Genomic DNA, 24,633 nt, shown 5'->3' with positions numbered 1-24,633 from the left:
AAATCTTTCCCTGCAATGGACCCGTGGCTGCGATCCGCGATCGACTACATTAGCTCCTGGATCGAATTCCAGCTGAGGACAATCCAACAGCCCGGCGTCATCGTCGCGTTCGCCCATCGCGGCGAGGTCGTCGCCGAGCACGCATTCGGCCTTGCCAATCTCGACACCGGCGAGAAGCTCACGCCCCGCCACCGTTTCCGCATCGCCTCGCACTCGAAGAGCTTCACCTCCGCCGGCATCATGAAGCTGCGCGAGCAGCGCAAGCTCCGGCTCGACGATCCCGTGGGCCAATATGTCGGCGGCCTGCATGCGCGCGTCGCCGAGACGACGATCGCGCAACTGCTCTCGCACAGCGCGGGACTGACGCGCGATGGCGCCGATTCCGGCCAGTTCATCGACACCCGCCCCTATCTCAACGCGAACGAGCTGCTCGCGGAATTGAAGCTGCCGACCGCGGTCGAACCCGGCACGCGCTTCAAATATTCCAATCACGGCTTTGGCCTGCTCGGTCTCGTCATCGAAGCGGTGACGATGGAGGCTTACCCGGTCTGGATCAGGCGCGAGATCATCGAGCCGGCCGGCTTACGTGAGACCGAACCGAATGCCCCCCCTGCCAAAGGCAAGCCATTCGCGTGCGGCCACACGCGAAAAGTGCCGTTCGGCGAGCGCTGCGTGATCCCCGGCAACAATCCCGCGCACGCGATGGCCTCCGCCGCAGGCTTCGTCGCGACTGCCGGCGACACCGCCCGCTTCTTCGCGCAGCTCGCACCCAATGCGAAAAAGAGCGTGCTGTCGGCCGCGAGCCGCCGCGAGATGACGCGCCACCATTGGCGCATCCCGCAGAGCTTCGAGGGCTATTATGGCCTCGGCATCAACGCCGGAAAGACCGACGGCTGGGACTGGTTCGGCCATGGCGGCGGTTTCCAGGGCTACATCTCCCGGACCTGCTCCATTCCTGATTGCGAGCTCGCGATCAGCATCCTCAGCAACTCCATCGACGGCGCCGCGCCGCTCTGGATGGACGGCGCGCTGCAGATCCTGCGCGTGTTCAAGACGCGCGGCGCGCCGGACCGGCGCGTGCGCGACTGGACCGGCCGCTGGTGAACGATCTGGGGAGCCACTGATCTCGTGCCCGCGGGCAACCGCGTGCTCGTCGCCAATTCGCAATTCAATAACCCATTCATGGATGCCGCCGAGATCGAAGTCACTGGCCGCGACACCGGCAAGCTCGCCTGGGCCGCCGGTTACTCCAGCCATGGCGAGCCTGTCCGCCGCGTCCGCGACAAGCGCGGCAAGGTGGGCGACATCTGGATCGCCGGTGCCAACGTCAAGCCGGAAAAAGTCGTCGCCCGCGAGATCGGCCGTCGATATCAGCCGCGCAAGCGCCGGCCTATTCCCTGATCAACGCCTCGACCTCACTCCGCATCGCCTGCCGCGATCCGTCGCGCGAATAGAACATGTGGCCGCCGGGATAGACGACGAATTTCACGCGTTGCGTGACGAAGGCCGGCAACTGGTCGAGCACACGCTTCGATCCGAAATAGGGCGTGGCGAGATCGAACAGGCCGTGTGCGACCAACACGTTCAGCTTCGCGTCGGTGGCGAGAATCTGGCGCAGCTCCGACACCGATTGCGGCGGGTTGAGGCCGCGGCCGAAATCCCAATGCCCCTCGACGCTGCCGTTCAGGACTTCGTAGGACCCGTCCGGCCGCCAGTTGAGCTTGCGTGTCAGCACGTCGACCGCGGCACTCGTGAGCGGCGCCTGCAGTGCATCGCCGGAAGGGTCGCCAAAGCGCGAGCTGCCGGAATCCGGATAGGGATCGAAGCCGCGCACGGAGCCGTCGTAGCGTCCCGTCACCTTGCCGTTCCTGCGATCGAACTCGCGGCGGAATTCACCGACGTCGAACCGGCCTGCGAGCCTGCGGCTCACCGCCTGGTCGATACCGGTGAGCTCGGCGACCTTGTCAGCGAGCCGGTTGGTCGCCTCCTTGTTCGCTTCGCCCTTGACGAGATCGGCCAGGAATTCACCGCGCGCATAGGCCTCGACGTCGGCGAGATCGGCGCGCGTGACCGGTCTCTTGGCCTCGCGCGCGACCGCGACATAGCTCGGCAGTGTCGCGACATATTGCAGCAGGCTCGTGCCGGCGAACTCGCGGAAGTCGAACAGCGGCGAGACCAGGATCAATCCCCTGACGCCGACCCCATGCTGGAGCTGCAACTGACGCACCACCTTCGGTCCGCGAATCCCGCCATAGCTCTCGCCGGCGACGTATTTCGGCGAGGTCAGCCGGTCGTGCTTCTCGAGCCAGCGACGGATCACGAGCGCGATCGAATTGACGTCGCCGTCGACGGAATAGAAGGACTTGCGCGCGTCCTCGCCGCTCGCAACGAAGCGGCTGTAGCCGGTGCTAACAGGGTCGATGAAGACGAGATCGGTGAAGTCGAGCCAGGTCTCCGCGTTGGGCTTCACCTCGGGCGAGGCCGACGGCGACAGCCCTTCGCCGTCGAGCGGCAGCCGCCATGGCCCCGCGGCGCCGAACTGCAGCCATGCCGAGGACGCGCCCGGCCCGCCGTTGAACAGGAACGTCACCGGCCGCGTCGCGCGGTCGGCACCGTCGAGCTCGTAGGACGTGTAAGCGATGTCAGCCAGCGGCTCGCCCTTGCCGTCGAACACGCGGATCGAGCCGGCGGTCGCGGCGAAGTTGAGCGTCCGGCCAGGCAGTTCGAGCGTCTGCCTCGTGGTCGAATCCGGCGGCAGACGGTGCAACTCGGCCGCCGACGGCGAAGCCGGCGCAGTGCTTTGCGCGCCACCGCCACGCCCGCCCTTCTGTCCGGCTGGCGACGCCGCCTCGGAGCGGGGCTGCGGCGGATCATCCGCACGCGCCAATCCTGCGAACCCGAAAGCCGAGACCGCCAGCACCAGCATCACGTGGCGGAGCACCGGCAAACTCAAAACCATGATCGTTCTCCGTGCCCGGCTCTGAAAGCCGGTGCCAACGGAAAGACTAGCGCGAAATTACGACGGTTTGGGGGATCATCGGCCCGGCGCCCCTCGAAGAGGCCGACCGGGCTTGAAACGCCCCTGTTTTGTCCTGAACCCGGCGGTCGCCCGTTTGCCTTGAAAGGCGGTCCTCCTCGACAATCGAGGCCCAGGTCGTATAGACGAGCCGGGCGGAACTTACTCGAGCCAGCGGCACCTGCCCGGGAAGCCATGACCAAGACCTCGCGATACGACCGGATCGCCTTCGTCGCCAGCCCGAGCAGCGAGGCGCAGTCCGCCTTCGCCCAGCTCACCCGGGACTATGGCAATTGCGACCCCAGGGAAGCCGATGTCGTCGTCGCGCTCGGCGGCGACGGCTTGATGCTCCAGACTCTGCACCAGAACATGCACACGGGAAAGCCGATCTACGGCATGCACCGCGGCACGGTCGGCTTCCTGATGAACGAATACTCGACGCACGATCTGCGCAGGCGGCTCGAGGCGGCGCACGAATCCGAGATCAATCCGCTCCTGATGCGGGCGACCGACGTCAACGACCGCGTCCACCTGCATCACGCCATCAACGAGGTCGCCCTGTTCCGGCAGACCTATCAGGCGGCACGCTTGAGGATCCTGATCGACGAGCGAGAGCGCATGTCCGAGCTGATCGCTGACGGCATCTTGGTGGCGACGCCGGCGGGATCGACCGCCTACAACCTGTCCGCCCAGGGGCCGATCCTGCCGATCAACGCCGCGATGCTGGCGCTGACGCCGATCAGCGCCTTCCGCCCGCGCCGCTGGCGCGGCGCGCTGCTGCCCAACACAGCCTATGTCGTGATCGAGGTGCTCGAGGGCGACAAGCGCCCCGTCGCGGCGGTCGCCGACCACGACGAGGTGCGCGACGTCCTCCGGGTCGAGGTCCTCTCCGACAAGACCATCTCGATGCGGATGCTGTTCGATCCCGGTCACAGCCTGGAAGAGCGGATTCTGCGCGAACAGTTCGGCTATTGAGCCGCCGGTCAGCCCCGTCCGGAGAGCCGATCGCAACCCTTCATTAACCCCCGCCACGATATGGTTAACGAAGGTTGACCGCTTTGGCCCGGGCGTCATGTTCCGCATCGACTTCAACAAGCTGCGCTTCCTCGTCTGCGACGACAATCCGCATATGCGCCGCATCCTGCGGACGCTGCTGCATTCGTTCGGCGCACGCGAAGTCTACGAGGCCGAGGACGGCGCCACGGCGCTGGAAATGTACAGCCATTACGTGCCCGACATCGTCATCACCGACTGGGCGATGCCGATCTTCGACGGGCTCGAGCTTGCGCAGATGATCCGCCAGCCGGAGTCGAAGGGTAATCCCTACGCGCCGATCATCATGCTGACCGGCCATTCCGAGAAGCGTCGCGTCACGGTCGCGCGCGATGCCGGCGTCACCGAATTCCTGGCCAAGCCGATCTCTGCCAAGGGGCTCTATCAGCGCATCCTCAACGTGGTCGCCAATCCCCGCCCCTTCATCAAGACCAAGACCTATTTCGGCCCGGACCGGCGCCGCAACACCAACTCCGCCTATATGGGCCCGGAACGCCGCGTCGGCGAAAAGCACGAGGTGCTCCAGCAGCCCTCGTTGCTCGACAAGGCCCGCTCCTCCATCTAGCGCACACGAGGCAGGCATCATGGCGAAGAACAGCGCAAAGGACATCGAGGTCACGGCCTTCGCCACGCATCACGTCATCAGGCAGCCCAATCCCTTGCGAAAGGTGCTGCGCCGGGTCGAAGACAAGGACATGGACGATCCGGTCGCCCGCGCCGAGCAGGCGCTGGCGGGCCTTTCCGGCGAATTCAGGAACTGGATGACGATCGAGGTCCAGAGACTGTCCGCCGCCTGGACCGCCGTGCAGCGGGATGGCTTCACCAAGAAGCTGCGCGATGAGCTGTTCCACGCCGCGCACGACATCAAGGGCGATGCGGCGACGTTCGGCTTTGCTTCGGCAGCGGGAATCGCCGAGAGCCTGTGCCGCGTCATCGAGCATGCGCCGGATCTTTCGAAGGTGCCGGCCGAGCTGTTCACGCACCACATCAACGCGATCCTCGCCATCGTGCACGAGAACACCAGGCTCGACAGCATCAGCGTCTCCGCCGAGCTCAGCCGGCGCCTGCGCAAGGTCGCCGACGAATATCTCGCCCACGTCAACCGCGACCGCCCCGAGCATCTCGAGGTAATCCTGGCACCAAGCATTGCGCCGACGGAGTAAGGGCTCAGCTCTTTCCTCTGGCAATGATGGAGTTTGGGGCTTCGACTCCGCTCTATCGACACGATCAGAATCGTAGGGTGGGCAAAGCGGAGCGTGCCCACCAATCAACATGATCTGTGTGAAGAAGCGGTGGGCACGGCGCGATGCGCCTTTGCCCACCCTACGGCGTCTCGTCAGGCCGCAATCAGATCATCATAGACCGGATCGACCGCATCCTCGGCGACGAGCTCGTCGCAGAACAGTCGTGCCTCTTCGCGCGCGGACTCGGTGGCGAAGCGGCGGAGCAGGACCATCAGCGGTTCGGTCGCGCCGCGGTCGGTCTCGCAATGGGTAAGCACGCGCTCGACCATGCGCCGGCGCAGCCGCGCCGCACCATCATCACTGTCGACGAAGCCCTGCTCGTGGCAGGCATCGAGTGCGACCTGGAATGCCGCGAATGTCGCCTCGGGCAGCCCGGCGCGGCGGAGCAGCGCGTGCAGGCTGTTGCCGCCGCGGTCGTGCAGCAGCGCCGAGACGCGCGCCAGCGGCAGATCGGCGAGTTCAGCGAGCGCCGCATCGAACAGGTCGAGATTGCTCGACAGCAGCGCCCGCAGGATCAGACCCGCGGTGAGCTGGCCGGTGATGCGCAGGTGACGCACCAGGCCCTGCATGTCCTCGCCACGCGAGCGCGCTGCGATGTTCATGGTGGAGCGATCGCGCGCCTCGATCGTGATGCGCTCGGCACGGTCGGCACTCAGCCAGTTTCGGGCCACGACGAACTGCGCAAGGGTCTCGGAAAGCTTGGTCACCAGCGCCGCGCGCGTTGCGGCCGGCAGATCCTCCAGCACCAGCATCGCCTCGCGGATCGCGGCGAGATGGCCGTGGCGCTCGACGATGCGGTTCCAGGAGAACGGCGCGAGCTCGGCATGGGGATTTTCGATCAGCTCCAGCGCCGCAGCCGCGCAGCCGACCTCGGCGATGGCGGCACAGACCGATACCGGCAGCGCTATACGGCGGGCGACCGCGCACTGCACCTCGTCATTGCCGGTGGCGACGATGTCGACGAGATCGGCATCGATCAGCAGCGGAGAATGTTCGAGCACGGGCAGCGCAACCGTCGGCTGATCCGCCGACAGTGCCCGCACGATTGCAGCCGGCGCCTCGGTGCTGCGCGCAAAGGCTTCGGCCATCGCCTGCCGCACCAGCGGCGAGGGATCGTCGAGCAACATCAAGAGCGCGCCTTCGGCGGCGACGCGATCGTCATGAGAAAGATCCGAGATCAGCCAGGCCCGGGCCAACGCCCGCGTCGCCTCGGCCCGCTCCCCGGCGGACGCCGTCCTGATCCAATTAATGAACTGCCGAACAATCATGGTGCTTCCGGCTTACGCAACGAAAACGAAAAATGGTGACGGCTTGTCACCTGCAACACAAAATAAACCACGACGCTTAACAAAGCGTTCACCATAACTGGCTGGTTTTATTGACGTTTTGTTAAGGGAACAAAGGCCGCGGCGTCCGGGACACGAGAGAGCGCGAGCCCTCGCCCACGCACCGCACAAAGATCTGGATTTCGTGCACGGATGCAGCGCGGCGCGTCCGGGACGCGAGCGATTATTCTTCGATCAGTGAGTTAGCTCGAGAACGTGCCGCTGCGATCGCTGAAGAGATCGAGCGGCTGCGGCGGCCGCATGTCCGGCGTCGCGGATGCGACCGAAGTGAGTGAGGCGTTGTTGCCCCACAATTTCTGCACGGTGGTCGAGACCGGCTGCGTGACGTCGCCGGGCTGATAGATCGAACGAAACACCGGCGTGCTCGGCGCATTGTCCGCGAGCGTCGCTGGCGACGTCGCACCGACGGGCGTCACGGCGCGAGTATTCGGGAAGGTCTGGAGATAAGCCGCGTTGTCGATGACCGGCGCAGCGGGCTGCACGCCATTCGCGCTCGCGACCTGCGTCGTCGTGGGCGTATCGCCATACATCGCCATCGCGCTGCGCGTCACTTTCGAATTGGCCGCGCTGGCATAGCGCGCGTCGAGCACCGAATAGACTTCGGAGACGCTGCGGGCGCGGCCATCTTTGGCGTAGAAAATCGAGCGGTTGGCGGCGGCCGCGTTGGGAAATAGCCGCGCACCGACGGCTTGCGGATTGTCCTCGGCATTGGCGATCAGTTTCGCGGCGCCGCCGACGCCCATGAAATGGGCCATGTAGAGTTCGCTGTCGCTCGGCCTGCGCCCGAGCAGGCCGGTGAGCTTGAAACTGTTCGACTGCGTCAGCGCCGCAGCCATGTTGGATGCAGCCTCCGGATCGTCGCGCAGCTTCATGATCGACCGCTTCACCAGGGGATCATCGACGGTGTAGGTGCCCGACGAGGTCCTAGTGATGGCGTCGGCATAGCTGCCATAGCCGAGTTGGGTGCCGGCCTCCTTCACGGTGCCAAGCCAGGTCTGGTCGATGAACTGATAGAGCCCGTGCGCAGACGAGGTGGTGGCACCGGCCGTCGGATCGAAATCCGATTCCATCTTGGCAGTGGTCAACATGTACTGGAAGCTGACGCCGGAGATATTGGAGGCCTGCTTGATCGCGCCGGCAACGCGCGCCCGCGACGGATCGAGACCGGCCGTCTGCGTCGCACTGAAATTGTCGACCGACATGATGAAGTGCCCGCCCCGCGCGGCGTTGAGCGGCGCCGGCAATTCGGCGCCCTGTCGTCTCACCGTGGGACAGGTATGGTTAATGCCGGGTTAATTTAGCCCTCACGGTCATTCCGGGGCGCACCGTAGGTGCGAGCCCGGAATCCATTGAGCCGCGCGCGATGCCCTGCAATGGATTCCGGGCTCGCGCTACGCGCGCGCCCCGGAATGACAGCTTGCTATTTCTTATAGACCGCGTCCGGATCGAACAGCCGTTCCGCATCGACGAACACGAGCTTCGCACCGGTGCCCTCTCCCTCCACCTTGCGGTAGAAGCAGGACCTGCGCCCGGTGTGGCACGCCGCGCCGATCTGCTCGACGCGGATCCAAATCGCGTCCTGGTCGCAATCGGTGCGCATCTCGACGACGCGCTGGGTCTGACCCGATGTCTCACCTTTTCGCCACAAGGCATTGCGCGAGCGGCTGAAGTACCAAGCCTCGCCGGTCGCGATCGTCTTGCGCAGCGCCTCCGCGTTCATGTGCGCGACCATGAGCACATCGCCCGTGGCGACATCGGTCGCGACGCAGGTCACGAGACCGCTCGCGTCGAACTTGGGCAGGAAGGCGAGACCTTCCTCGATCTCATGGGAGTGAGCGGACACGGGACCCTCGCTCGAGCATGATCCGGAAAAGTGTGAAGCGGTTTTCCGAAAAGATCATGCTCAAAAAAATAAGGCCTTGCGAGGTCAGCGCGTCGTGCCTCGCACCAGGGACAGGAAGCGGGCCTGCTCCGCGGGATTGTCGCGGAACATGCCGGTGAAGCGGCTGGTGAAGGTGGAGGCGCCATGCTTGGCGACGCCACGCACCGACATGCAGGTATGCTCGGCCTCGATCAGCACCGCCACGCCGCGCGGCTTGAGGATCTCGTCGATGGCGGCCGCGATCTGGGCCGTCAGATGCTCCTGGGTCTGCAGCCGGCGGGCGAAGATATCCGTCAGGCGCGCGAGCTTGGACAGGCCAACAACGCGTTCCACCGGCGTATAGGCGATGTGCGCCTTGCCGTAGAACGGCATCATGTGATGCTCGCATTGCGAGGTGAATTCGATGTCGCGGACCAGGACGAAATCATCATAGCCCGCCGTCTCACCAAAGGTGCGGTCGAGCACCTCGGCCGGGCATTGGTGATAGCCCTGATAGAGCTCGTCGAAGGCCTCGACCACACGGCGCGGGGTGTCGAGCAGGCCTTCGCGTTCGGTGTTCTCGCCGATATAGGCGAGCAGCGTCTTCACCGCCGCTTCCGCCTCGGCGCGCGCCGGGCGCGGCTGGTCGGCGCGGACGGCGACCGCGAGGAATTCGGCAGGATCAAGCTCGGCGGGGCGGCTCTCGGGCTGCCGATCGGAAGGCTTGTTGGGGCGGATGGATTTGATCGTGGCGTCCATATCGACTCCGTTCGACGGCCTTGCGGCCGGAGTGTCACCGGCAGACGGGGCGGCAAGCCGCCGGACGCCTGAACAGAATAATTGAACCTGGTGGAAAAGATCCTCTCCACCAACGTCGGCCGCATGGTCTGGGCCACCCCCGCTGGACTATTTTTCCGCCGGTTCCGCCCCTATATAGGACCGTGGACGGCGCGCGCCAAGGCCGATCCGGTGCGGAAGTGTTGGACTCCATCACATGCTGAACGACATCTACAACAAGCGGATCATCGAACTGGCCGGGAATATTCCGCGCCTCGGGCGGCTGTCGGACCCCGATGCCTCCGCCACTGCCCACTCCAAGCTGTGCGGCTCGACCGTGAAGGTCGACCTCAAGATGAATGGGGACACCGTCACCGACTTCGCCCATGACGTGAAGGCCTGTGCCCTCGGACAGGCCTCTTCATCCATCATGGCAAGTCACGTGGTCGGCTCGACTGCGAGCGAACTCCGTGAGTTACGCGAAACCGTTCGCAAGATGCTGAAGGAGAACGGAGCGCCTCCTCAAGGCAAATGGGAAGAGATCAAGTTCCTCGAGCCGGTCCGCGATTACAAGGCGCGGCATGCCTCGACGCTCCTGACCTTCGATGCGGTGGTGGATGCCATCGGCCAGATCGAGGCCAAGGCGAAGCAGCCGGCGGCGGCGCAGGGCTAGTTCATCAGTGTCATTCCGGGGCGCGCGTCTGCGCGAACCCGGAATCTCGTGCCGCAATCTCTAGATTCCGGGTTCGTCGTTTCGACGGTAGAAGAAGCTTATTTCTGCGTCGCCGCGGCTGGTGTGGCTGGTGTGGCCACGCCGCCGGCGGTCGGTGCCAAGGCTTCCGCGGTCTTGGTCGACTTGGCAGGCTGCTCCGGTCCCGTGCCGAACCTGGCCTGCGTCTTCGGTGCAAGCTCCGCCATCGCCGGCGCGGAGATGTCCACATGCGGCAGCACGTCGGCCACGAGGTCCGTCGTCACGAGATTGGTGAGCTTGAGCTCACCGGCGTCGAGCTCGTGCAAATCCTCCCACGGCGGCACGCTGAGCGCGAGCGACAGCAGATCGCCGGCGCCGCCCATGTCGAAGGTGTATTTGGCGAGACGGCCGATGTCGCGTTCCACGATCATCAGGTCCTGCGCGCTGTAGCTGGCAGCCTTGGCATCGTCGGCGCGATCGCCCATCCAGATCTGATGAACGCGGACATGGGCGGCTTCCGGCACGTAGCGCTTCTTGCCGGCCAGCAGCAGGAACACGCACATGGATTCACAATAGGCCCCGGACGCGACCGCCGGACGGGCGCCTTGCCCGCCGCGGTTTGGCAGGCTAATGCCGACCGTGGTCAGAAGTCCGAGATTGCGGAAGCGCCGGCCCAGCGTGATGGCATCGTTGACCGAACCGCCGCTGGAGTCGAGCACCACGGTGGCGCCGCCGAGCTGGCGTCCGCGAGAAAACTCCTCGAAATCCTTTGGCGTATCGGCGGTGATGATGCCGACTGCGCTGACCCAGCCGCGGCAGTTCGGCTCACACGCCACCCAGCTGAACTTCATCGGCAGCTTGCGCTCTTCGAGGGCAGCACCGGCTCGCGCTGACGACCCGAATGTCGCGACGGCTCCAGCCAGCGCGACTCCACAGACGGCGGTTCCCACTAGCAACCAGCCGCGAAGATTAAGGGAGTTCAGAAGTTTCAATCTGGTTCCTTCCCCAAGCCCCAAAGGTCCCCAAACAATCCCCGGTAGCGCCCTCTGAGTCCATCATACAGGCGTATGTTTCTACACACGGGCGTCATAAAAATGGTATCCGGGCGAATACAGCTCGTCCACAGATACTTGCTGCACTGCTCCCAGAAAGCAGGCAAAATATGGCGCGCAAACAACAGCTTACGGTTCCCTGCATTGGAACCGAGCAGTACGTCGCTTAACGTTGCAGCAAAGCGCACATGAAGCATTCAGCCTGCGAGAAGCATTCAGCCTGCGAGCATTGTTCCAATCCCGTTGCGGGCGCGCTCCGGCTCCCGCGCAGATTCGGCCGCGCTCTGATCTGGCTCTACCGCCATACGCTCTCGCCGCTGGTCGGTTACAATTGCCGGCACCTGCCGACCTGCTCCGTCTATGGTGACGAAGCGATCGAACGGTTCGGACTCTGGGCCGGCGGCTGGATGACGCTTGCGCGCCTATTGCGCTGCAATCCCTTCGGCACCTCAGGCATCGACAACGTACCGCTCACCGCGCCGCAAAGCGCGCGCTGGTACCTGCCTTGGCGCTACGGCCGTTGGCGCGGGGTCAACGCGTCCTAAGCTGCTGCGGTGCGTCGCGCATCGCTGTCTTGACTGGAACCGGAACTCTCAGCTCGCGTTGATGTGATGCTCCCATAGGGGAGGAAACAACAATGCGCTGGAAAATCAGCCCTCATTTTCCCTTCAGGATTAAGCCAAATCCTGGCTCCAGGCGGCACCACGACCCCAGAACCATGGATCTGCTCGCAATCGTCGCCCTGCTGGCGCTCGTGCTCGGCTCCGGCTGGTATCTAGCGACGAGCCTCGCAACGCCGCCAAGCACGACGGCGTTCATCGTGCCGAGCCAGAGCGTGCACTGGTAGCTAACGGAACCAGAAGAAACGTCCGGACTGCGGCGGGATCGACTCGGGCGGACGTAGCCGCTTCGGCCGTAGCGGCTTTGGCGACGGCTCGGCGAACGTGGTCTCCGCCGGCGCGGCCTCGCTCCCCGGCACCTTCACCGAGAGCAGCAGGTTCGACTCGTGCGTCCGCCAGCGGTAGCCCACGCCGAAATCGATCGGTTGGGCGCGCGTGAACAGTTCGGCGTAGCGCTCCTGGTAGCGACCCGGGAATTCATCGATCGGACCGAGATAACGGCCGAACGGGAAGAACCGCCATTGCCGCGCGCTGTAGTTCGCGAGCGGAATGCCGGAATCGTCCTGGATGATGGTGGCGCTGTTGGCGAGGAGCCAATCGCGCACGACGGTGAAATTGCCGGAATGCAGCAGATACGACGCGCTCTTGAGCAGGCTGTTGCCGGGCCCGAGCGTCTCGCAAAATTTCAGGAAGCCGGTCGCGCGTGCACCGGCATTGGAAAGATCATTCGAGAAATAATACAGCGTGCGCGCCTCCCCATCGCTCCCGGCGAAGGTGATGCGGACGCCGCGCGTAGCGTTGGGGCCCGGATTGTCGCCGGCCGTATGCACCCCGCCCTTGTCGTCGAGCGCGATCATCTCGACGTTGCGGATGGTCTTGCCGGAGCGCGCCAGGAAGACATAGAGGATCGGCAGCGTGCCGTTGACCTGATTGGCGTGCAGGTCGACCTTCATCTGCTTGGTGATGAAGAACGAAAAACTCAGGATCGAGGCGAGCGAGCGCTCGACGTTGTAGAGCGCAGTGCCGACCGAACCACGCGGCAGCCGCGTCAGGTCGGGCACCGCCCCCACCGGTTCGAGCGCGCCGAGCACATAGGTGCTGGCCTTGGCATAGAAGGCGTTGGCATAGAGGAAATCCGGACCACTGAACATGTAGAACATGGTTGGCCGGGGCGCGGCGAGATTGACGTCGGCCCAGCTGCGGATCTTGGAGAGCTGCCGTTGCTCGAGCTGGGCGAAGGCGCCATCGAAGAATTTCGCATGACGCTGCCAGCCCGGATCCTTCGTGAGCGGCACCAGCGGCGAGTCCGCCGAAGGCTGCATGCCTGCAAGGAAGCGCGCGGTGTCGTCGTAGGTGACCTCGGCGGCACGTGCGGACGAGACGGCCGCAGCCAGCAGGGCAAGGGCTATGGCTGCAATTCTCAGGGGTCGAAACATGTCTATTCGCGATGTGATGAATTGCCAGCGGCAACCGGCCGCCTGCGGAATGCAACATAAATCAGCAGGCCCGAGAGCATGACGAGCATCCCCGACAGCGACTGCACCGGCCGCTCGGTCAACAGGTAGTACATCATGAACGCGGTCACGAGCAGGAAAACCAGCGGCGTGAACGGGTATCCCCAGGCGCGATAGGGCCGCGGCAAATCGGGATCGGTGATGCGAAGCTTGATGACGCCGGCGACGGTGAAAAACGAGCAGAACAGCAGCGCGAACTGGATGAAGTCGAGCACCGCCTCGAAGCTGCGCGTGAACAGCAGCAGGGTCGCGACGGCGAGCTGAAACAGGATCGCATAGGCCGGCGCACCGTTCGCCGACCTCTGCGAGAACACGCGCAGCGCCGGAATGTCCTCGCCCATCGTCATCATCACGCGCGGGCCGATCCACATCATCGCGCTGATCGAGGAGATCAGACCGACACAGATCATCGCGCCGACGATCCGGCCGCCGAGGCCGCCGAAGATGGCGCTGCCGGCGACACTGGCGACGTCGAGCTGGCCGGCCAGCGCGCTGACAGGCGTCGAGTAGAGGAACACCGCGTTCAGCGCGACGTAGAGCACGAGCACGATCAGCGTGCCCGCGAGCAACGCGCGCGGCAGGCTCCGCTGCGGCGTGCTCATCTCGCCGATGATGTAGGTCGCGGCATTCCAGCCCGAGAACGAGTACATCACGAAGACGAGCCCGATCGCGAACGGCGCGCTGACGATGTGGGCGAGATCGCCCGACTGCGGCATGAAGGTGATCTGCTGTGGCACGCCGATAACGAAGCCGGCCACCAGGAAGGCGACGATCAGCACGACCTTGATAATCGTCGAGATCAGCTGGAAGGTCGAGGAGTGCCTGACGCCGGTCAGTTGCACGAGCGAAACCAGCCACACCACGCCGATGGCGAGCGGGATCGGCGGCAGTTCGGGCACGACCGATTTAGCATATTCGCCGAACGCCATTGCGGCGAGCGCGACCGGCGCTGCAAATCCCACCGTCGCCGAGACCCAGCCGGCGAGAAAGCCGAAGGCGGGATGATAGGCGCGGCCGAGGAAATTGTATTCCCCGCTCGAGCGCGGAAACATCGCGCCCAATTCGCTGTAGGAGAACACCCCGCACAGCGCGACGATACCGCCGACTGTCCAGAGCAGAAGGATCGAAAAGCCCGATGGGATGTCCTTGACCTGGAAGCCGAGGCTGGTGAAGACGCCGACCCCGATCATGTCGGCGACGACAATGGCGGTTGCGACCAGAACGGAGACCCCCGACCCGTTTCCGGTCAGCCGGCCAGTCCAGGGCGCGGTACCCGCATCTGATGCTGTCATCGGGTCCTCAAGCCTCAGGCGTCTCGCCCCATGGGGAGCATCATGCAGATTGGTCAGTCAATTCAAGCAGGGTTAACAAGGGTTAAATGAGGCAGGCGAACCGGGTATTTTGACACCTCTTATGCACGGTCTTGGGCAATAAACCTGCGCAAATCCCGGACAATCCCGTTCTCATCCCCCACAATCAGGACACGATTGCATGGTCCCTTTGAGCGTTCCGGATGTGGGGAAGTTTCACCGGACGCTTAACGTCGCCTAAACGCTAGTCGGCGCAATTTTCTCAAGATTGCCGATGGACGCGACTTGATGGACGTGACTTGGGGTCATGGGTGGATGGTCGGGGCCGTTCCGAAATTGAGAGCTGACACTCGTGTAGACCGGACGATGTCCGGCGCGCGCGGTCGCGTGCTCCGGATCGGCCTGATCTCAGCCTTGGTACCGATGTCGCTGACGCTGGTTCAATGCGGCAAGGCGCCCAATCCGGCGGCGCTCGCGGCGAACTCGCAGGCCAACGTGCAGGTGGTCGCCAAGACAAATACGCAGGCGGCAAGCGGCGACACGTTCGAGGATCGCTTCCCTGCCCCGCAGTTCAGGGAGCGTTTCCCCTCGGCGAGCGAGAGCTTCCTGCAACGGCAGATGTCGGACTTCTCGCCCAAGCGCGCCGTCCAGCAGCCGCAACCTGAGCAGGCACCCTACAAGGTCGCTTCGCTCGAGCCGCAGCTCCCCTACAAGCGTCCGCCGCGCGAAGACCTAACGACGCTCGTCAGCATGAAGTCGTCGGCCTTTCCCTATTTCGGCAACAACCCCGCCTCCGACGCGCCCTTCCTCAACATCTCCAAGGGCGACCGCCGCGGCCACCGCAGCTATTCGGGGCGCGTCTACTGGCAGGACGAAACCTACAGCGACAGCCGCGTGCTGGTGCACGTCCCCGAGCATTTCGACGTCCGCAAGCCGGGCGTGATCGTGGTGTTCTTCCATGGCAATGGCGCGACGCTCGAGCGCGACGTGCGTGACCGCCAGCTGGTGCCGAAACAGATCACCGATTCCGGCGCCAATGCCATCCTGCTTGCGCCGCAGATGGCGGTCGATGCCGCCGATTCCAGCGCCGGCAAGTTCTGGCAGGCGGGCGGCCTCAAGCGCTTCATGGAGGAATCGGCCAACCACCTCGCCCGCCTGACCGGCGATCCCAACAGCGCGCGGGCCTTCGCCAACATGCCAATCGTGATCGTCGGCTACAGCGGCGGCTTCCTGCCGACGGCCTGGAGCCTGGAGGTCGGCGGCATCAGCGACCGCGTCCGCGGCGTCGTGCTGCTCGACGCGGTCTATGGCGAAATGGACAAGTTCGCGTCCTGGATCGAGAGCCACCGTTCCGGCTTCTTCGTCAGTGCCTACACCCGCTACACCGCGCGGCGCGACCGCGAGCTGATGAGCATGCTGAGGCAGAAGGGCATCAGCGTCTCGGAAGACATGGACGGGCCATTGCGGCCCGGCAGCGTGGTGTTCGTCGAGACTGGCGAGGGCATCACTCATCGCGATTACGTGACGAGGGCCTGGACGCGGGATCCGCTCAAGGACGTCCTGGTGAAGATGTCGGCGACGCCCGCGCTTGCGCTCACGCGCGTCGCCTCCACCAATCCATCCGCATCGGGCCGTTAAACGGACGTGACCGTGGCGCGCTGAGGGCCCGGTCTATCGCTTAGGTTTTCGGCAGCTTCGGAATGCTCTCGGCAAAGCCGTTGAAGCAGGCCAGCCGCTCGTCCTCTTCCTTGAAGAAACGGCAATCGGCGTAGCCCTTGGCCTTCGCCGGCTTCGGCTTCGGCGCCGGCGGGATCACGGCGTCGTAGCAGTCGAGACGGTCCTTGGTGCCGTCATCGATCTCGAGGCAGGCCTGGAGTCGCGCCGCGATCGATTGCGGCTTGCCCTTCGCCGCCGCGGCGGGCTTGGCCGCAGCCTCCTTAGTCCCCTTGGGCTTGACCTGCACCAGCGGCTTGTCCCCCACCATCGGTGGCTTGTCGGCTTGCGCGAACGCGGAGGCTGAATAGAGCACCGCGGCAACCGCCAAAATCATCCTCATCTCAGTCAACTCTCTCTGGTCCCCATGATGGGCGTTCTAGCGCTCTCCCGCGCGGTTTGCCAAGCATCTTGCACGCGGAAGCCGCGGGATTCAGGCCATCACGGCGGCAGCCGACCGGGGCCGGGTCAACAGCACCAGGAGCAGCGCCAACACGACGAAACCGACCGCGACGAAGCCGAGCGTGTGCAGGAGCTCGCGGGCGAACAGCAATCCGCCGATGGCCGAGCCGACCGCCTGACCGATATAGAGAACGGACGTGTTGAGCGCGACGGTCGCCGATGCCAGCGACGGCGCGGCCGCGACCAGCCGCACCTGCTGCATCGAATTGGTCGAGGCAAAGCCAAGGCCCCAGACCGCGACCGCGCCCGCCATCAATGCGAACGTGCCGGCGCCAAGCGCCCAGCCGGTGATCCCCGCAAGCAGCAGGCAGGTGAACAGCAGCGAGGTGCGATAAGGGCCCGAGGTGTCGACAACGCGGGTCGCGATGGCGACGCCGAGAAAGCCGCAGACGCCGTAAATCGCGAACACCATGCCGATGGCATCGGGTCCGGCGCCGGTGAGCTTGTTGAGCAGCGGGCCCATGAAGGTGAACACCACGAACTGCCCGGACATTTGCAGCATGGTGATCGCAAGCAGCAGCAGAATTGTCTTGCTGCGGCCGACCTCGGTCCAGGTCTTGATATCCACTGGCGCGCCCTTCAGGCCCGATGGCAGGCGCAGCAGCAGCAACAGGAAGCTGATGCAGGCGAGCGCGCCGATCTCGCCATAGGCGGCGCGCCAACCGTAGCGGCTGGCGACGAAGGTGATCAGCGGCAGGCCGACGGCGGCAGCGAGCGACCAGCCGAGAAAGATGTAGGCGATGGTGCTGCCGCGCCGCTCTACCGGCACGATCAGCGCCGCGGTGCCGGCGGCCTGCGGCGTATAGAGCGCACCGACCGCGAGCATCACCAGACGGATAGCAAGGAGGCTCGCATAGTCGGGCACAAACGCCGAGGCAAGATTGCCGACGGCGAGCACGGCCAGCGTGGTCGTGAGCAGCGTGCGCCGTTCGATGCGGCTGGTCAGCCAGGCCGTGAGCGGCGAGCCGATGCACAGCGTGATCGCGCCAAAGGTGATCAGGAGCCCGGCCGCATGGATGCTGACGTCGAGCCCAGTTGCCAATTCCGGTAGCATGCCCGCCGGCGCCAGCACCGAGCAGCCGGTGACGATATTGCCGAGCATCAGGGCGGTTGGCGCGAAGCGGCGGGCAGCAGACGATCTTTCCATGCAAGTGCATGTAGAGCAGAGCTGCGGTCGATTAAAGGGCGCGCTCTGAAATAGTTGGTGCACCGTCCCAGCTTTTGCGCGCCACTTTCTTGGAATTGCCGGATTGCGCAGGCCGAATCGCCTGATATATCGCTCGTTCCCGCTTACCTGCGCTCGTTCGCAGGAGTGAGCCTCAGGAGAAAAGCATGACCGACCAGCCAAAATCCGAATCCGGATTCCAGTACAGCCTCTCCAATCTGAAGCCCGTGTCTCCCGCCCCCAAGGTCACCCTCACCTTCCCAGACGGCGCCCAGCGCCAGTTCGACAAGGGCATCACCGGCCTCGATATCGCCAAGGGCATCTCGCCGTCGCTCGCCAAGCGCACGGTCGCGATGGCGCTCGACGGCGCGCTCGCCGATCTCAATGACCCGATCGAGGCCGATGCGAAGATCGAGCTCGTCAACCGCGAGGATCCCCGCGCGCTCGAGCTGATCCGTCACGACTGCGCGCACGTGCTGGCCGAAGCCGTGCAATCGCTGTGGCCGGGCACCCAGGTCACCATCGGCCCGGTGATCGAGAACGGCTTCTACTACGACTTCTTCCGCAACGAGCCGTTCACCCCGGAAGATTTTGCCGCGATCGAGAAAAAGATGCGCGAGATCATCGCGCGCGACAAACCTTTCACCAAAGAGGTTTGGGATCGCGAAAAGACCAAACAGGTGTTCCGCGACAAGGGCGAAGCCTTCAAGGTCGAGCTGGTCGACGCTATTCCCGGCAACGAGCCGATCAAGATCTACTACCAGGGCGACTGGTTCGATCTCTGCCGCGGCCCGCACATGACCTCGACCGGCAAGGTCGGCAATGCCTTCAAGCTGATGAAGGTGGCCGGCGCCTATTGGCGCGGTGACAGCAACAACCCGATGCTGACCCGCATCTACGGCACCGCCTTCGCCAAGCAGGAGGACCTCGACGCCTACCTCAAGCAGATCGAGGAAGCCGAGAAGCGCGACCATCGCAAGCTCGGACGCGAGCTCGACCTCTTCCACTTCCAGGAGGAAGGTCCAGGCGTCGTGTTCTGGCACCCGAAGGGCTGGACCATCTTCCAGCAGCTCATCGCCTATATGCGGCGGCGCCTCACCGGCGACTACAGCGAGGTCAACGCGCCGCAGATCCTCGACAAGGTGCTGTGGGAGACTTCGGGCCATTGGGGCTGGTATCGCGAGAACATGTTCGCGGCGCAGTCGGCCGGCGACGAGGCCGAGGACAAGCGCTGGTTTGCGCTCAAGCCCATGAACTGCCCCGGTCACGTGCAGATCTTCAAGCACGGCCTGAAAAGCTATCGCGATCTGCCGTTGCGCCTCGCCGAGTTCGGCGTGGTGCATCGTTATGAGCCCTCCGGGGCCATGCACGGGCTGATGCGCGTGCGCGGCTTCACCCAGGACGACGCACACATCTTCTGCACCGAGGATCAGCTCGCCGAGGAATGCCTGAAGATCAACGACCTGATCCTGTCGACTTACGCCGACTTCGGCTTCACCGGCGATCTCACCGTGAAGCTGTCGACCCGGCCGGAGAAACGCGTCGGGACCGACGCGATGTGGGATCACGCCGAGCGGGTGATGGCGACCGTGCTGCGCGAGATTCAGTCGCAGAACAATCACATCAAGACCGAGATCAATCCGGGCGAAGGCGCCTTCTACGGCCCGAAGTTCGAATATGTGCTGCGCGACGCCATCGGCCGCGACTGGCAGTGCGGCACCACGCAGGTCGACTTCAACCTGCCGGAGCGGTTCGGCGCGTTCTACATCGACCATGACGGCGGCAAGAAACCGCCGGTGATGGTGCACCGCGCGATCTGTGGCTCGATGGAGCGCTACATCGGCATCCTGATCGAGCACTATGCCGGCAGCTTCCCGCTCTGGCTCTCCCCGGTGCAGGTCGTGGTCACCACCATCACCTCGGAGGCCGACGAATACGCCAAGCAGGTCGTCGAGCAGGCGCGGCGCGCGGGCCTTCGGGTCGAAATCGACCTGCGGAACGAAAAGATCAACTACAAGGTCCGCGAGCACTCGCTGGCCAAGATCCCGGCGCTGCTCGTGGTCGGCAAGAAGGAAGCCGAGACGCATTCGGTCTCGGTCCGCCGGCTCGGCAGCGACGGCCAGAAGGTGATGACGACGCAGGAGGCGATCGCCGCCCTCCTCGACGAGGCGACCCCGCCGGACGTGCAGCGGGCGCGTGGCGCCGTCTGAGCCCTGAAATCGATCTAAATTCGCTTCCGGTTGCGGGCGTGCATACCTATCTCGGGTCTGTACGTCCGCCGACCAGTTGAAGAGGATATCGCAGTGCGAGATGCCATCGAACTCCTGAAGACCCGCCGCTCGGTCAAGCCGCGCGAGATGACCGGGCCCGGCCCCTCCGCAGCCGAGCTCGAGACCATCCTCACCATCGGCGCGCGCGTGCCCGACCATGGCAAGCTGACGCCCTGGCGTTTCATCATTTTCGAGGGCGATGCCCGCCAGCGCGCCGGCGAGGTGATCGCAAAAGTCTTCGCCCGGAAGAACCCAGGCGCACCTGCCGCCGACGTCGAGACCGAGCGCAAGCGCCTCACCGACGCGCCGCTCGTGATCGGCATCGTCAGCTTCACCAAGCCACATCCGAAGGTGCCGGCCTTCGAGCAGGAATTGTCGGCCGGCGCCAGCGCCATGAACATCGTCACGGCCGCAACCGCCCTCGGCTACGGCGCCTGCTGGCTGACCGGCTGGTTCGCCTTCGATCGCGACGTGCTTGACGGCCTCGGCCTCAAGCCGGACGAAAAGCTCGCCGGCTTCGTCCACATCGGCACGCCGACCAAGCCGAGCGAAGACCGTCCGCGACCGTTCCTTTCGGAAATCGTGACGCGTTTTTAAGCGATGTTTTGTTGACGCCTTTGGCGTCTTCCGGCTTTCATCCCGCCCAGGGAGGAAGCCCGGATGAGACGCCGTGAATTTCTGGTCGGGGCTACGCTGCTGGCCAGCACCATGGCGCGAGGCCGCGCCGCCGAGACTCCCGCTCCAACGCCCGATGGCCTCGATCGCATCACGGCATTCTTCGACAACGAGGTGACGAGCGGCCGGCTGCCGGGCGCCGTCATCCTGATCCAGCAGCACGGCAAGCCGGTCTACCTCAAGACGTTCGGCGTGCGCGACGTCACGACCGGCCTTGCCATGACGCCGGACACGATCTTTGCCATCCACTCGATGACCAAGCCGATCACGTGCCTCGGCGCAATGATGCTGATCGACGAGGGTAAGCTCGCGCTCACCGATCCCGTGTCGAAATACGTCCCGCTCTTTGCCGACACCAAGGTGGGCCTTGAGATCACCAAGCCGGACGGCAAGCTGGAGCTCGATCTCGTGCCGCCGGTCCGTCCCGTCAACATCGAGGATCTGCTGCGGCACACCTCGGGCATCAGCTACGATTATATCGGCGGCAAATGGGTCGAGCAGGCCTACAAGGCTGCCGATATCTTCGAAGGTCAGTTCAACAACAGGGAATTCGCCGACCGCATCGCGAAGCTGCCGCTGGCGCGGCAGCCGGGAACGTTGTGGCGCTACGGTCATTCCACCGACGTGCTCGGCAGCGTCATCGAAATCATCTCGGGCCAGACGCTGTACCAATTCCTGAAAGCACGCATCTTGGATCCGCTCGGCATGAGCAGCACCAAATTCGCGCTGGCGACGGAGGACGAACTGGCGCGGATGGCGCGGCCGCTGCCGAACGATTTCATCCTGCTCGCCGCCGAGCGCGAGCGCCTCGACCATCCCGAATGGCAGTCGGGCGGCGGCGGGCTGCTCTCGACCACCACCGATTATCAGCGCTTCGCGCAGATGTTGCTCAACGGCGGCGAGTTCGAGGGCAAGCATTATCTGAGCCCTGCTGCGTTCAAGGCCATGACGACCGATCACATCGGGCCCGGATCCGGCGTCGGACGCGACTATTTCTATTTCCCCGGCGACGGTTTTGGCTATGGCTACGGCCTTGCGGTGCGCACCGATCCCGGCAACGCGAAACCGCCGCCGCCTGGTTCGATCGGCGAGTTGAAATGGGACAGCGGCAGCGGCACCTATTTCGGCGTCGATCCCAAGCTCGACATGGTCTACCTCATGATGCAACAGACTCAGAGCGAGCGCGGCCGCATCACGCCGGCGTTCAAAGCGCTGGTCTACGATTGCTACCCGCCTCCGCTACGCCGCCCGTGAGGCGCGCTGGCCGAAATCGGCGAGCAGCTTTCCGATCTCGGCTGCGGGCCGCGCCGCGCTGAACAGGAAGCCTTGCACCTCGTTGCAGCCTTCGGCGCGCAGCCAGTCGAGCTGATCCTCGGTCTCGACACCTTCCGCCGTGGTGGTGATGTTGAGGCTGCGGCCGAGACCGGAGATCGCGCGCACGATCGCGCTGCAATCGGGCCGCTGCGCCAGATCCTTGACGAAGGACCGGTCGATCTTGATCTTGTCGAAGGGGAAGCTGCGCAAGTAGCTCAGGCTGGAATAGCCGGTGCCGAAATCATCCATGGAGATGCCGACGCCGAGCTCGCGCAACTGATGCAGCGTGGCGAGGTTGGCTTCGGTCTCCGCCAGGAAGATCGACTCGGTGATCTCGAGTTCGAGCCGCCTCGGCGACAGGCCGGACTGCGCCAGGGCCGAGATCACGACGTGAACCAGGTTGCGGCTGCGGAATTGCGCCGGCGACAAATTGACCGCGACCTTGATGTCGACAGGCCATTTCACGGCTTCGGCGCAGGCCTCGCGCAGCACCCATTCGCCGAGCTGGGTGATCAGGCCGATGTCCTCGGCGACCGGAATGAACTCGGCGGGCGAGATCATGCCCTTGTCCGGGTGCCGCCAGCGCAAGAGCGATTCGAAGCCGGAGATGCGGTCGGAGGCGATCGACACCAGCGGCTGGTAGTGCAGCTCGAACTCGCCATTGGCAAAGGCGCGGCGCAGGTCGAGCTCCATGTCGCGGCGCCTCTGCGCCTGGAGGTCCATCTCGCGCTCGAAGAAATGGTGCACACCGCCGCCGTCGGACTTGGCCCGGTACAGCGCCATGTCGGCGTTGCGCATCAACTCCTCGGACGTTGTGCCATCACCCGGTGACAGCGCGATGCCGATGCTGGCGCCGATCACCATCTCCTGGCCGTCGATCTCATAGGGCGCCTTCAACATGTCGATCAGCAAGGTCGCGCAGGCGCTGGCCTCGTTCGGCGAGACGTCGGCCGCCAGGATGACGGCGAACTCGTCGCCACCGAGCCGGGCCGCGAGATTGGCACCGCGGACCGCGGTGGTCAGACGTTCGGCGACTTGCTTGAGCAGGCGGTCGCCCGATGGATGCCCGAAGGAATCATTGATGTTCTTGAACAAGTCGAGATCGATGTAGAGCACGCCGACCCGCTTTCCGCCGGCCTGGTCGAGCGCCTGCTTCAGCCGCTGCTGGAAATATTCGCGGTTCGGCAGGTCGGTGAGCCCGTCATGATGGGCCATGTGGGCGATCCGCGCCTCGGCCTTGCGCCGCTCGGTGATGTCGACCACCGCGACCAGATAGCCATCGCGATCATCGAAGGCGACGCGGCGGCCGAAGGTGAGCACCTCGATTTCGCTGCCGTCGGCGCGCAAGTGCCGCCAGTTGCGCGAGGAATGATAGGCATCGCCGACGCGCTCGAGCGCCTCGGCGTGGCTCTCCCACTCGTCCTCGGGCCAGATCTCGTGCAGCTTCATGCGCAGGAAGGTGGCGCGGCTGTAACCGTAATGCTGGACCGCGGCGTCGTTGACGCTGAGGAACTGCTTGGTCTCGGCGTCGAACACCCACATCGGCATCGGGTTGTTGTCGAACAGCAGGCGGAACGAGGCGTCACGCCGCTTCAACGCGGTGACGTCGGAGATCGTCAGTGAGACCACGTCGGCGAAGGCGGTGGCGCCGAGGCGGAGGTGTCGTCCGTCGCTCTCGATCTCGAGCTGCTCGCCGCGGTCGCCCGAGACGGCCTTGAGCAGGAAGTCCATGATCTCGGGTGCGGCCAGCAGCGTGCTCTCCTCACCGACCCTCCGCCACAGCAGGCTTCCGGTCGCGGCCTTCAGCAGCGCGCCCGCGCTCTTGTTGTGGTGCACGATCTGGAGATCGAACGCCTTGCCGCTTGCATCGCGCAGCGTCGCCAGCGAGACCACCGCGTCGTCGGTCGCGGAGAAAATCGCATCCAGGAGATTGTATTGCGTGCCGCGCTCGTTGATGTAGGCGCCGACCAGCGTCGCGCCCCAGCGCGAGGCGGTCGGCAGCGCCAGCACGTCGTAGGTCCTGACCATGCCGTCGCGCACGCAATGCGCGTTGGCATGATGTGGCTGCCCCGTTGCGAGCGCGATCGCCGCCGCTTCCGTCAGCGCCGTGGCGCAATCGGGCGACAGCTCTGCGACGGCAATGTCCCAGCGCTCCTCGCCGAGCCATTTCTGCACATAACGTCCGCTGCGCGACAGTTCGAGCGCGCCGTCACCCCTGAGCAGCGCGATGTGATCGGCGAGCCGTCCGAGACTGCCGAGCATCACGTCCTCGTAGCGCGGCAGCCGTTCGCCCGGCTTCAACGCGGCACGCCATTTGCGTTGAAGCACCGGGATGTCATCGAACATTTCGGCGGCCGGTTTTCCCGACACTTTCTTCGCGGCACTCATGGCAGTCCCCAACGCACTATCCCGGCGCATCCAATGCAGCTGCGCTTAACGGCGTGTAAAGAGCACACGGACGCGGGGTCCGTTCGGTGATTATGACAGTTTTAAGTCAGGTGTTGGTTAGTCGGCGTTAGAGACTATGACGGTTGTGTTTTCGAAACGTGC

21 protein-coding genes and 1 pseudogene are annotated in these 24,633 nt (G+C 64.7%); 11 read left to right on the top strand and 11 right to left on the bottom strand.

The features are described from left to right. The first annotated feature begins 15 nt into the window (after window positions 1-15). Window positions 16-1,401 (top strand): annotated as a pseudogene (locus XH85_RS19095) (serine hydrolase domain-containing protein). Here XH85_RS19095 and XH85_RS19090 read toward each other — a convergent pair. After that, a complete protein-coding gene (locus XH85_RS19090; RefSeq protein WP_128933044.1) occupies window positions 1,391-2,959 on the bottom strand; it encodes a S10 family peptidase in 1,569 nt (522 codons plus the stop codon). The pseudogene XH85_RS19095 and the gene XH85_RS19090 sit on opposite strands and share 11 nt — an antisense overlap. A gap of 252 nt (window positions 2,960-3,211) precedes the next feature. On the opposite strand from XH85_RS19090, the gene XH85_RS19085 reads away from it, so the two are divergent. From XH85_RS19085 to XH85_RS19075, 3 genes are all read left to right on the top strand, one after another. Beyond that, window positions 3,212-3,991: an NAD kinase gene (locus XH85_RS19085; protein WP_128933043.1), complete on the top strand. Its 780-nt coding sequence runs from the start codon at window positions 3,212-3,214 to the stop codon at window positions 3,989-3,991. Window positions 3,992-4,088: 97 nt separating this feature from the next. Further along, window positions 4,089-4,634, top strand: coding sequence for a response regulator (locus tag XH85_RS19080; protein ID WP_008549760.1), 546 nt, complete (start codon window positions 4,089-4,091; stop codon window positions 4,632-4,634). A 19-nt stretch (window positions 4,635-4,653) separates the two neighbouring features. Beyond that, a complete protein-coding gene (locus XH85_RS19075) occupies window positions 4,654-5,232 on the top strand; it encodes an Hpt domain-containing protein (protein WP_128933042.1) in 579 nt (192 codons plus the stop codon). Between the two features lie 173 nt (window positions 5,233-5,405). Here the strand turns inward: XH85_RS19075 and XH85_RS19070 are convergent, their stop codons facing one another. The 4 genes from XH85_RS19070 to folE form a co-directional block, all read right to left on the bottom strand. Further along, a complete protein-coding gene (locus XH85_RS19070) occupies window positions 5,406-6,581 on the bottom strand; it encodes a DUF2336 domain-containing protein (RefSeq protein ID WP_128933041.1) in 1,176 nt (391 codons plus the stop codon). A 260-nt stretch (window positions 6,582-6,841) separates the two neighbouring features. Continuing rightward, the gene (locus tag XH85_RS19065; RefSeq protein ID WP_164940304.1) at window positions 6,842-7,903 is read right to left on the bottom strand and encodes a lytic transglycosylase domain-containing protein; all 1,062 of its coding nucleotides are present in this window, start codon (window positions 7,901-7,903) and stop codon (window positions 6,842-6,844) included. Between the two features lie 176 nt (window positions 7,904-8,079). Next, window positions 8,080-8,502, bottom strand: coding sequence for a phosphoribosyl-AMP cyclohydrolase (hisI, locus tag XH85_RS19060; protein WP_128933039.1), 423 nt, complete (start codon window positions 8,500-8,502; stop codon window positions 8,080-8,082). Between the two features lie 84 nt (window positions 8,503-8,586). Beyond that, window positions 8,587-9,279 (bottom strand): GTP cyclohydrolase I FolE, encoded by a 693-nt coding sequence (gene folE / locus XH85_RS19055; RefSeq protein WP_091889368.1) that lies wholly within the window; start codon window positions 9,277-9,279, stop codon window positions 8,587-8,589. 235 nt (window positions 9,280-9,514) lie between these two features. On the opposite strand from folE, the gene XH85_RS19050 reads away from it, so the two are divergent. Continuing rightward, complete coding sequence (locus XH85_RS19050) at window positions 9,515-9,970, top strand: iron-sulfur cluster assembly scaffold protein (RefSeq protein WP_091889370.1); 456 nt, start codon at window positions 9,515-9,517, stop codon at window positions 9,968-9,970. A 98-nt stretch (window positions 9,971-10,068) separates the two neighbouring features. Here XH85_RS19050 and XH85_RS19045 read toward each other — a convergent pair whose 3' ends face one another. Next, window positions 10,069-10,980: a COG3904 family protein gene (locus XH85_RS19045; RefSeq protein WP_128933038.1), complete on the bottom strand. Its 912-nt coding sequence runs from the start codon at window positions 10,978-10,980 to the stop codon at window positions 10,069-10,071. Window positions 10,981-11,228: 248 nt separating this feature from the next. On the opposite strand from XH85_RS19045, the gene yidD reads away from it, so the two are divergent. Together yidD and XH85_RS19035 are read left to right on the top strand one after the other, a co-directional pair. Next, window positions 11,229-11,585 carry a membrane protein insertion efficiency factor YidD gene (gene yidD, locus XH85_RS19040; RefSeq protein ID WP_128933037.1) on the top strand — a complete coding sequence of 119 codons (357 nt, stop codon included), beginning with the start codon at window positions 11,229-11,231 and terminating at the stop codon, window positions 11,583-11,585. A 92-nt stretch (window positions 11,586-11,677) separates the two neighbouring features. Beyond that, window positions 11,678-11,887, top strand: coding sequence for a hypothetical protein (locus XH85_RS19035; protein WP_128933036.1), 210 nt, complete (start codon window positions 11,678-11,680; stop codon window positions 11,885-11,887). On the opposite strand, the gene XH85_RS19030 is transcribed toward XH85_RS19035, so the two are convergent. Together XH85_RS19030 and XH85_RS19025 are read right to left on the bottom strand one after the other, a co-directional pair. Then, entirely contained in the window at window positions 11,888-13,096 is a 1,209-nt protein-coding gene (locus tag XH85_RS19030) for a hypothetical protein (protein WP_128933035.1), read from the bottom strand. Between the two features lie 2 nt (window positions 13,097-13,098). Beyond that, complete coding sequence (locus XH85_RS19025; RefSeq protein WP_128933034.1) at window positions 13,099-14,466, bottom strand: APC family permease; 1,368 nt, start codon at window positions 14,464-14,466, stop codon at window positions 13,099-13,101. 333 nt (window positions 14,467-14,799) lie between these two features. Between XH85_RS19025 and XH85_RS19020 the strand changes: the two genes are divergently transcribed. Further along, on the top strand, window positions 14,800-16,122 hold the full coding sequence (locus XH85_RS19020; protein ID WP_164940306.1) for an alpha/beta hydrolase: 1,323 nt from the start codon (window positions 14,800-14,802) through the stop codon (window positions 16,120-16,122). Between the two features lie 40 nt (window positions 16,123-16,162). Here XH85_RS19020 and XH85_RS19015 read toward each other — a convergent pair whose 3' ends face one another. Both XH85_RS19015 and XH85_RS19010 read right to left on the bottom strand, forming a co-directional pair. Continuing rightward, window positions 16,163-16,540: a hypothetical protein gene (locus XH85_RS19015; protein ID WP_128933032.1), complete on the bottom strand. Its 378-nt coding sequence runs from the start codon at window positions 16,538-16,540 to the stop codon at window positions 16,163-16,165. Window positions 16,541-16,630: 90 nt separating this feature from the next. Beyond that, the gene (locus XH85_RS19010) at window positions 16,631-17,806 is read right to left on the bottom strand and encodes an MFS transporter (RefSeq protein WP_128933031.1); all 1,176 of its coding nucleotides are present in this window, start codon (window positions 17,804-17,806) and stop codon (window positions 16,631-16,633) included. 185 nt (window positions 17,807-17,991) lie between these two features. On the opposite strand from XH85_RS19010, the gene thrS reads away from it, so the two are divergent. The 3 genes from thrS to XH85_RS18995 all read left to right on the top strand — a co-directional run bounded on the left by thrS (window position 17,992) and on the right by XH85_RS18995 (window position 22,023). Continuing rightward, window positions 17,992-20,034: a threonine--tRNA ligase gene (gene thrS / locus XH85_RS19005; RefSeq protein ID WP_128933030.1), complete on the top strand. Its 2,043-nt coding sequence runs from the start codon at window positions 17,992-17,994 to the stop codon at window positions 20,032-20,034. 93 nt (window positions 20,035-20,127) lie between these two features. Then, a complete protein-coding gene (locus tag XH85_RS19000; RefSeq protein ID WP_128933029.1) occupies window positions 20,128-20,691 on the top strand; it encodes a nitroreductase family protein in 564 nt (187 codons plus the stop codon). 63 nt (window positions 20,692-20,754) lie between these two features. Next, entirely contained in the window at window positions 20,755-22,023 is a 1,269-nt protein-coding gene (locus tag XH85_RS18995; RefSeq protein ID WP_128933028.1) for a serine hydrolase domain-containing protein, read from the top strand. Here the strand turns inward: XH85_RS18995 and XH85_RS18990 are convergent. Then, window positions 22,009-24,471 (bottom strand): putative bifunctional diguanylate cyclase/phosphodiesterase, encoded by a 2,463-nt coding sequence (locus tag XH85_RS18990; protein ID WP_128933027.1) that lies wholly within the window; start codon window positions 24,469-24,471, stop codon window positions 22,009-22,011. The genes XH85_RS18995 and XH85_RS18990 overlap by 15 nt on opposite strands. Window positions 24,472-24,633: the final 162 nt, after the last annotated feature.

It is taken from the genome of Bradyrhizobium zhanjiangense (assembly GCF_004114935.1).
GTDB lineage: Bacteria > Pseudomonadota > Alphaproteobacteria > Rhizobiales > Xanthobacteraceae > Bradyrhizobium > Bradyrhizobium zhanjiangense.
The sequence above is the reverse complement of the archived record's forward strand: the minus strand, read 5'-3'. Positions and strand labels throughout refer to the sequence as shown.

What these genes read in the sequence shown, in the direction of transcription:
- XH85_RS19090 (WP_128933044.1), bottom strand. Translation starts at nt 2,959, where the DNA reads ATGGTTTTGAGTTTGCCGGTGCTCCGCCACGTGATGCTGGTGCTGGCG.
- XH85_RS19085 (WP_128933043.1), top strand. Translation starts at nt 3,212, where the DNA reads ATGACCAAGACCTCGCGATACGACCGGATCGCCTTCGTCGCCAGCCCG.
- XH85_RS19080 (WP_008549760.1), top strand. Translation starts at nt 4,089, where the DNA reads ATGTTCCGCATCGACTTCAACAAGCTGCGCTTCCTCGTCTGCGACGAC.
- XH85_RS19075 (WP_128933042.1), top strand. Translation starts at nt 4,654, where the DNA reads ATGGCGAAGAACAGCGCAAAGGACATCGAGGTCACGGCCTTCGCCACG.
- XH85_RS19070 (WP_128933041.1), bottom strand. Translation starts at nt 6,581, where the DNA reads ATGATTGTTCGGCAGTTCATTAATTGGATCAGGACGGCGTCCGCCGGG.
- folE (WP_091889368.1), bottom strand. Translation starts at nt 9,279, where the DNA reads ATGGACGCCACGATCAAATCCATCCGCCCCAACAAGCCTTCCGATCGG.
- XH85_RS19050 (WP_091889370.1), top strand. Translation starts at nt 9,515, where the DNA reads ATGCTGAACGACATCTACAACAAGCGGATCATCGAACTGGCCGGGAAT.
- yidD (WP_128933037.1), top strand. Translation starts at nt 11,229, where the DNA reads ATGAAGCATTCAGCCTGCGAGAAGCATTCAGCCTGCGAGCATTGTTCC.
- XH85_RS19035 (WP_128933036.1), top strand. Translation starts at nt 11,678, where the DNA reads ATGCGCTGGAAAATCAGCCCTCATTTTCCCTTCAGGATTAAGCCAAAT.
- XH85_RS19030 (WP_128933035.1), bottom strand. Translation starts at nt 13,096, where the DNA reads ATGTTTCGACCCCTGAGAATTGCAGCCATAGCCCTTGCCCTGCTGGCT.
- XH85_RS19025 (WP_128933034.1), bottom strand. Translation starts at nt 14,466, where the DNA reads ATGACAGCATCAGATGCGGGTACCGCGCCCTGGACTGGCCGGCTGACC.
- XH85_RS19020 (WP_164940306.1), top strand. Translation starts at nt 14,800, where the DNA reads ATGGTCGGGGCCGTTCCGAAATTGAGAGCTGACACTCGTGTAGACCGG.
- XH85_RS19015 (WP_128933032.1), bottom strand. Translation starts at nt 16,540, where the DNA reads ATGAGGATGATTTTGGCGGTTGCCGCGGTGCTCTATTCAGCCTCCGCG.
- XH85_RS19010 (WP_128933031.1), bottom strand. Translation starts at nt 17,806, where the DNA reads ATGGAAAGATCGTCTGCTGCCCGCCGCTTCGCGCCAACCGCCCTGATG.
- thrS (WP_128933030.1), top strand. Translation starts at nt 17,992, where the DNA reads ATGACCGACCAGCCAAAATCCGAATCCGGATTCCAGTACAGCCTCTCC.
- XH85_RS18995 (WP_128933028.1), top strand. Translation starts at nt 20,755, where the DNA reads ATGAGACGCCGTGAATTTCTGGTCGGGGCTACGCTGCTGGCCAGCACC.
- XH85_RS18990 (WP_128933027.1), bottom strand. Translation starts at nt 24,471, where the DNA reads ATGAGTGCCGCGAAGAAAGTGTCGGGAAAACCGGCCGCCGAAATGTTC.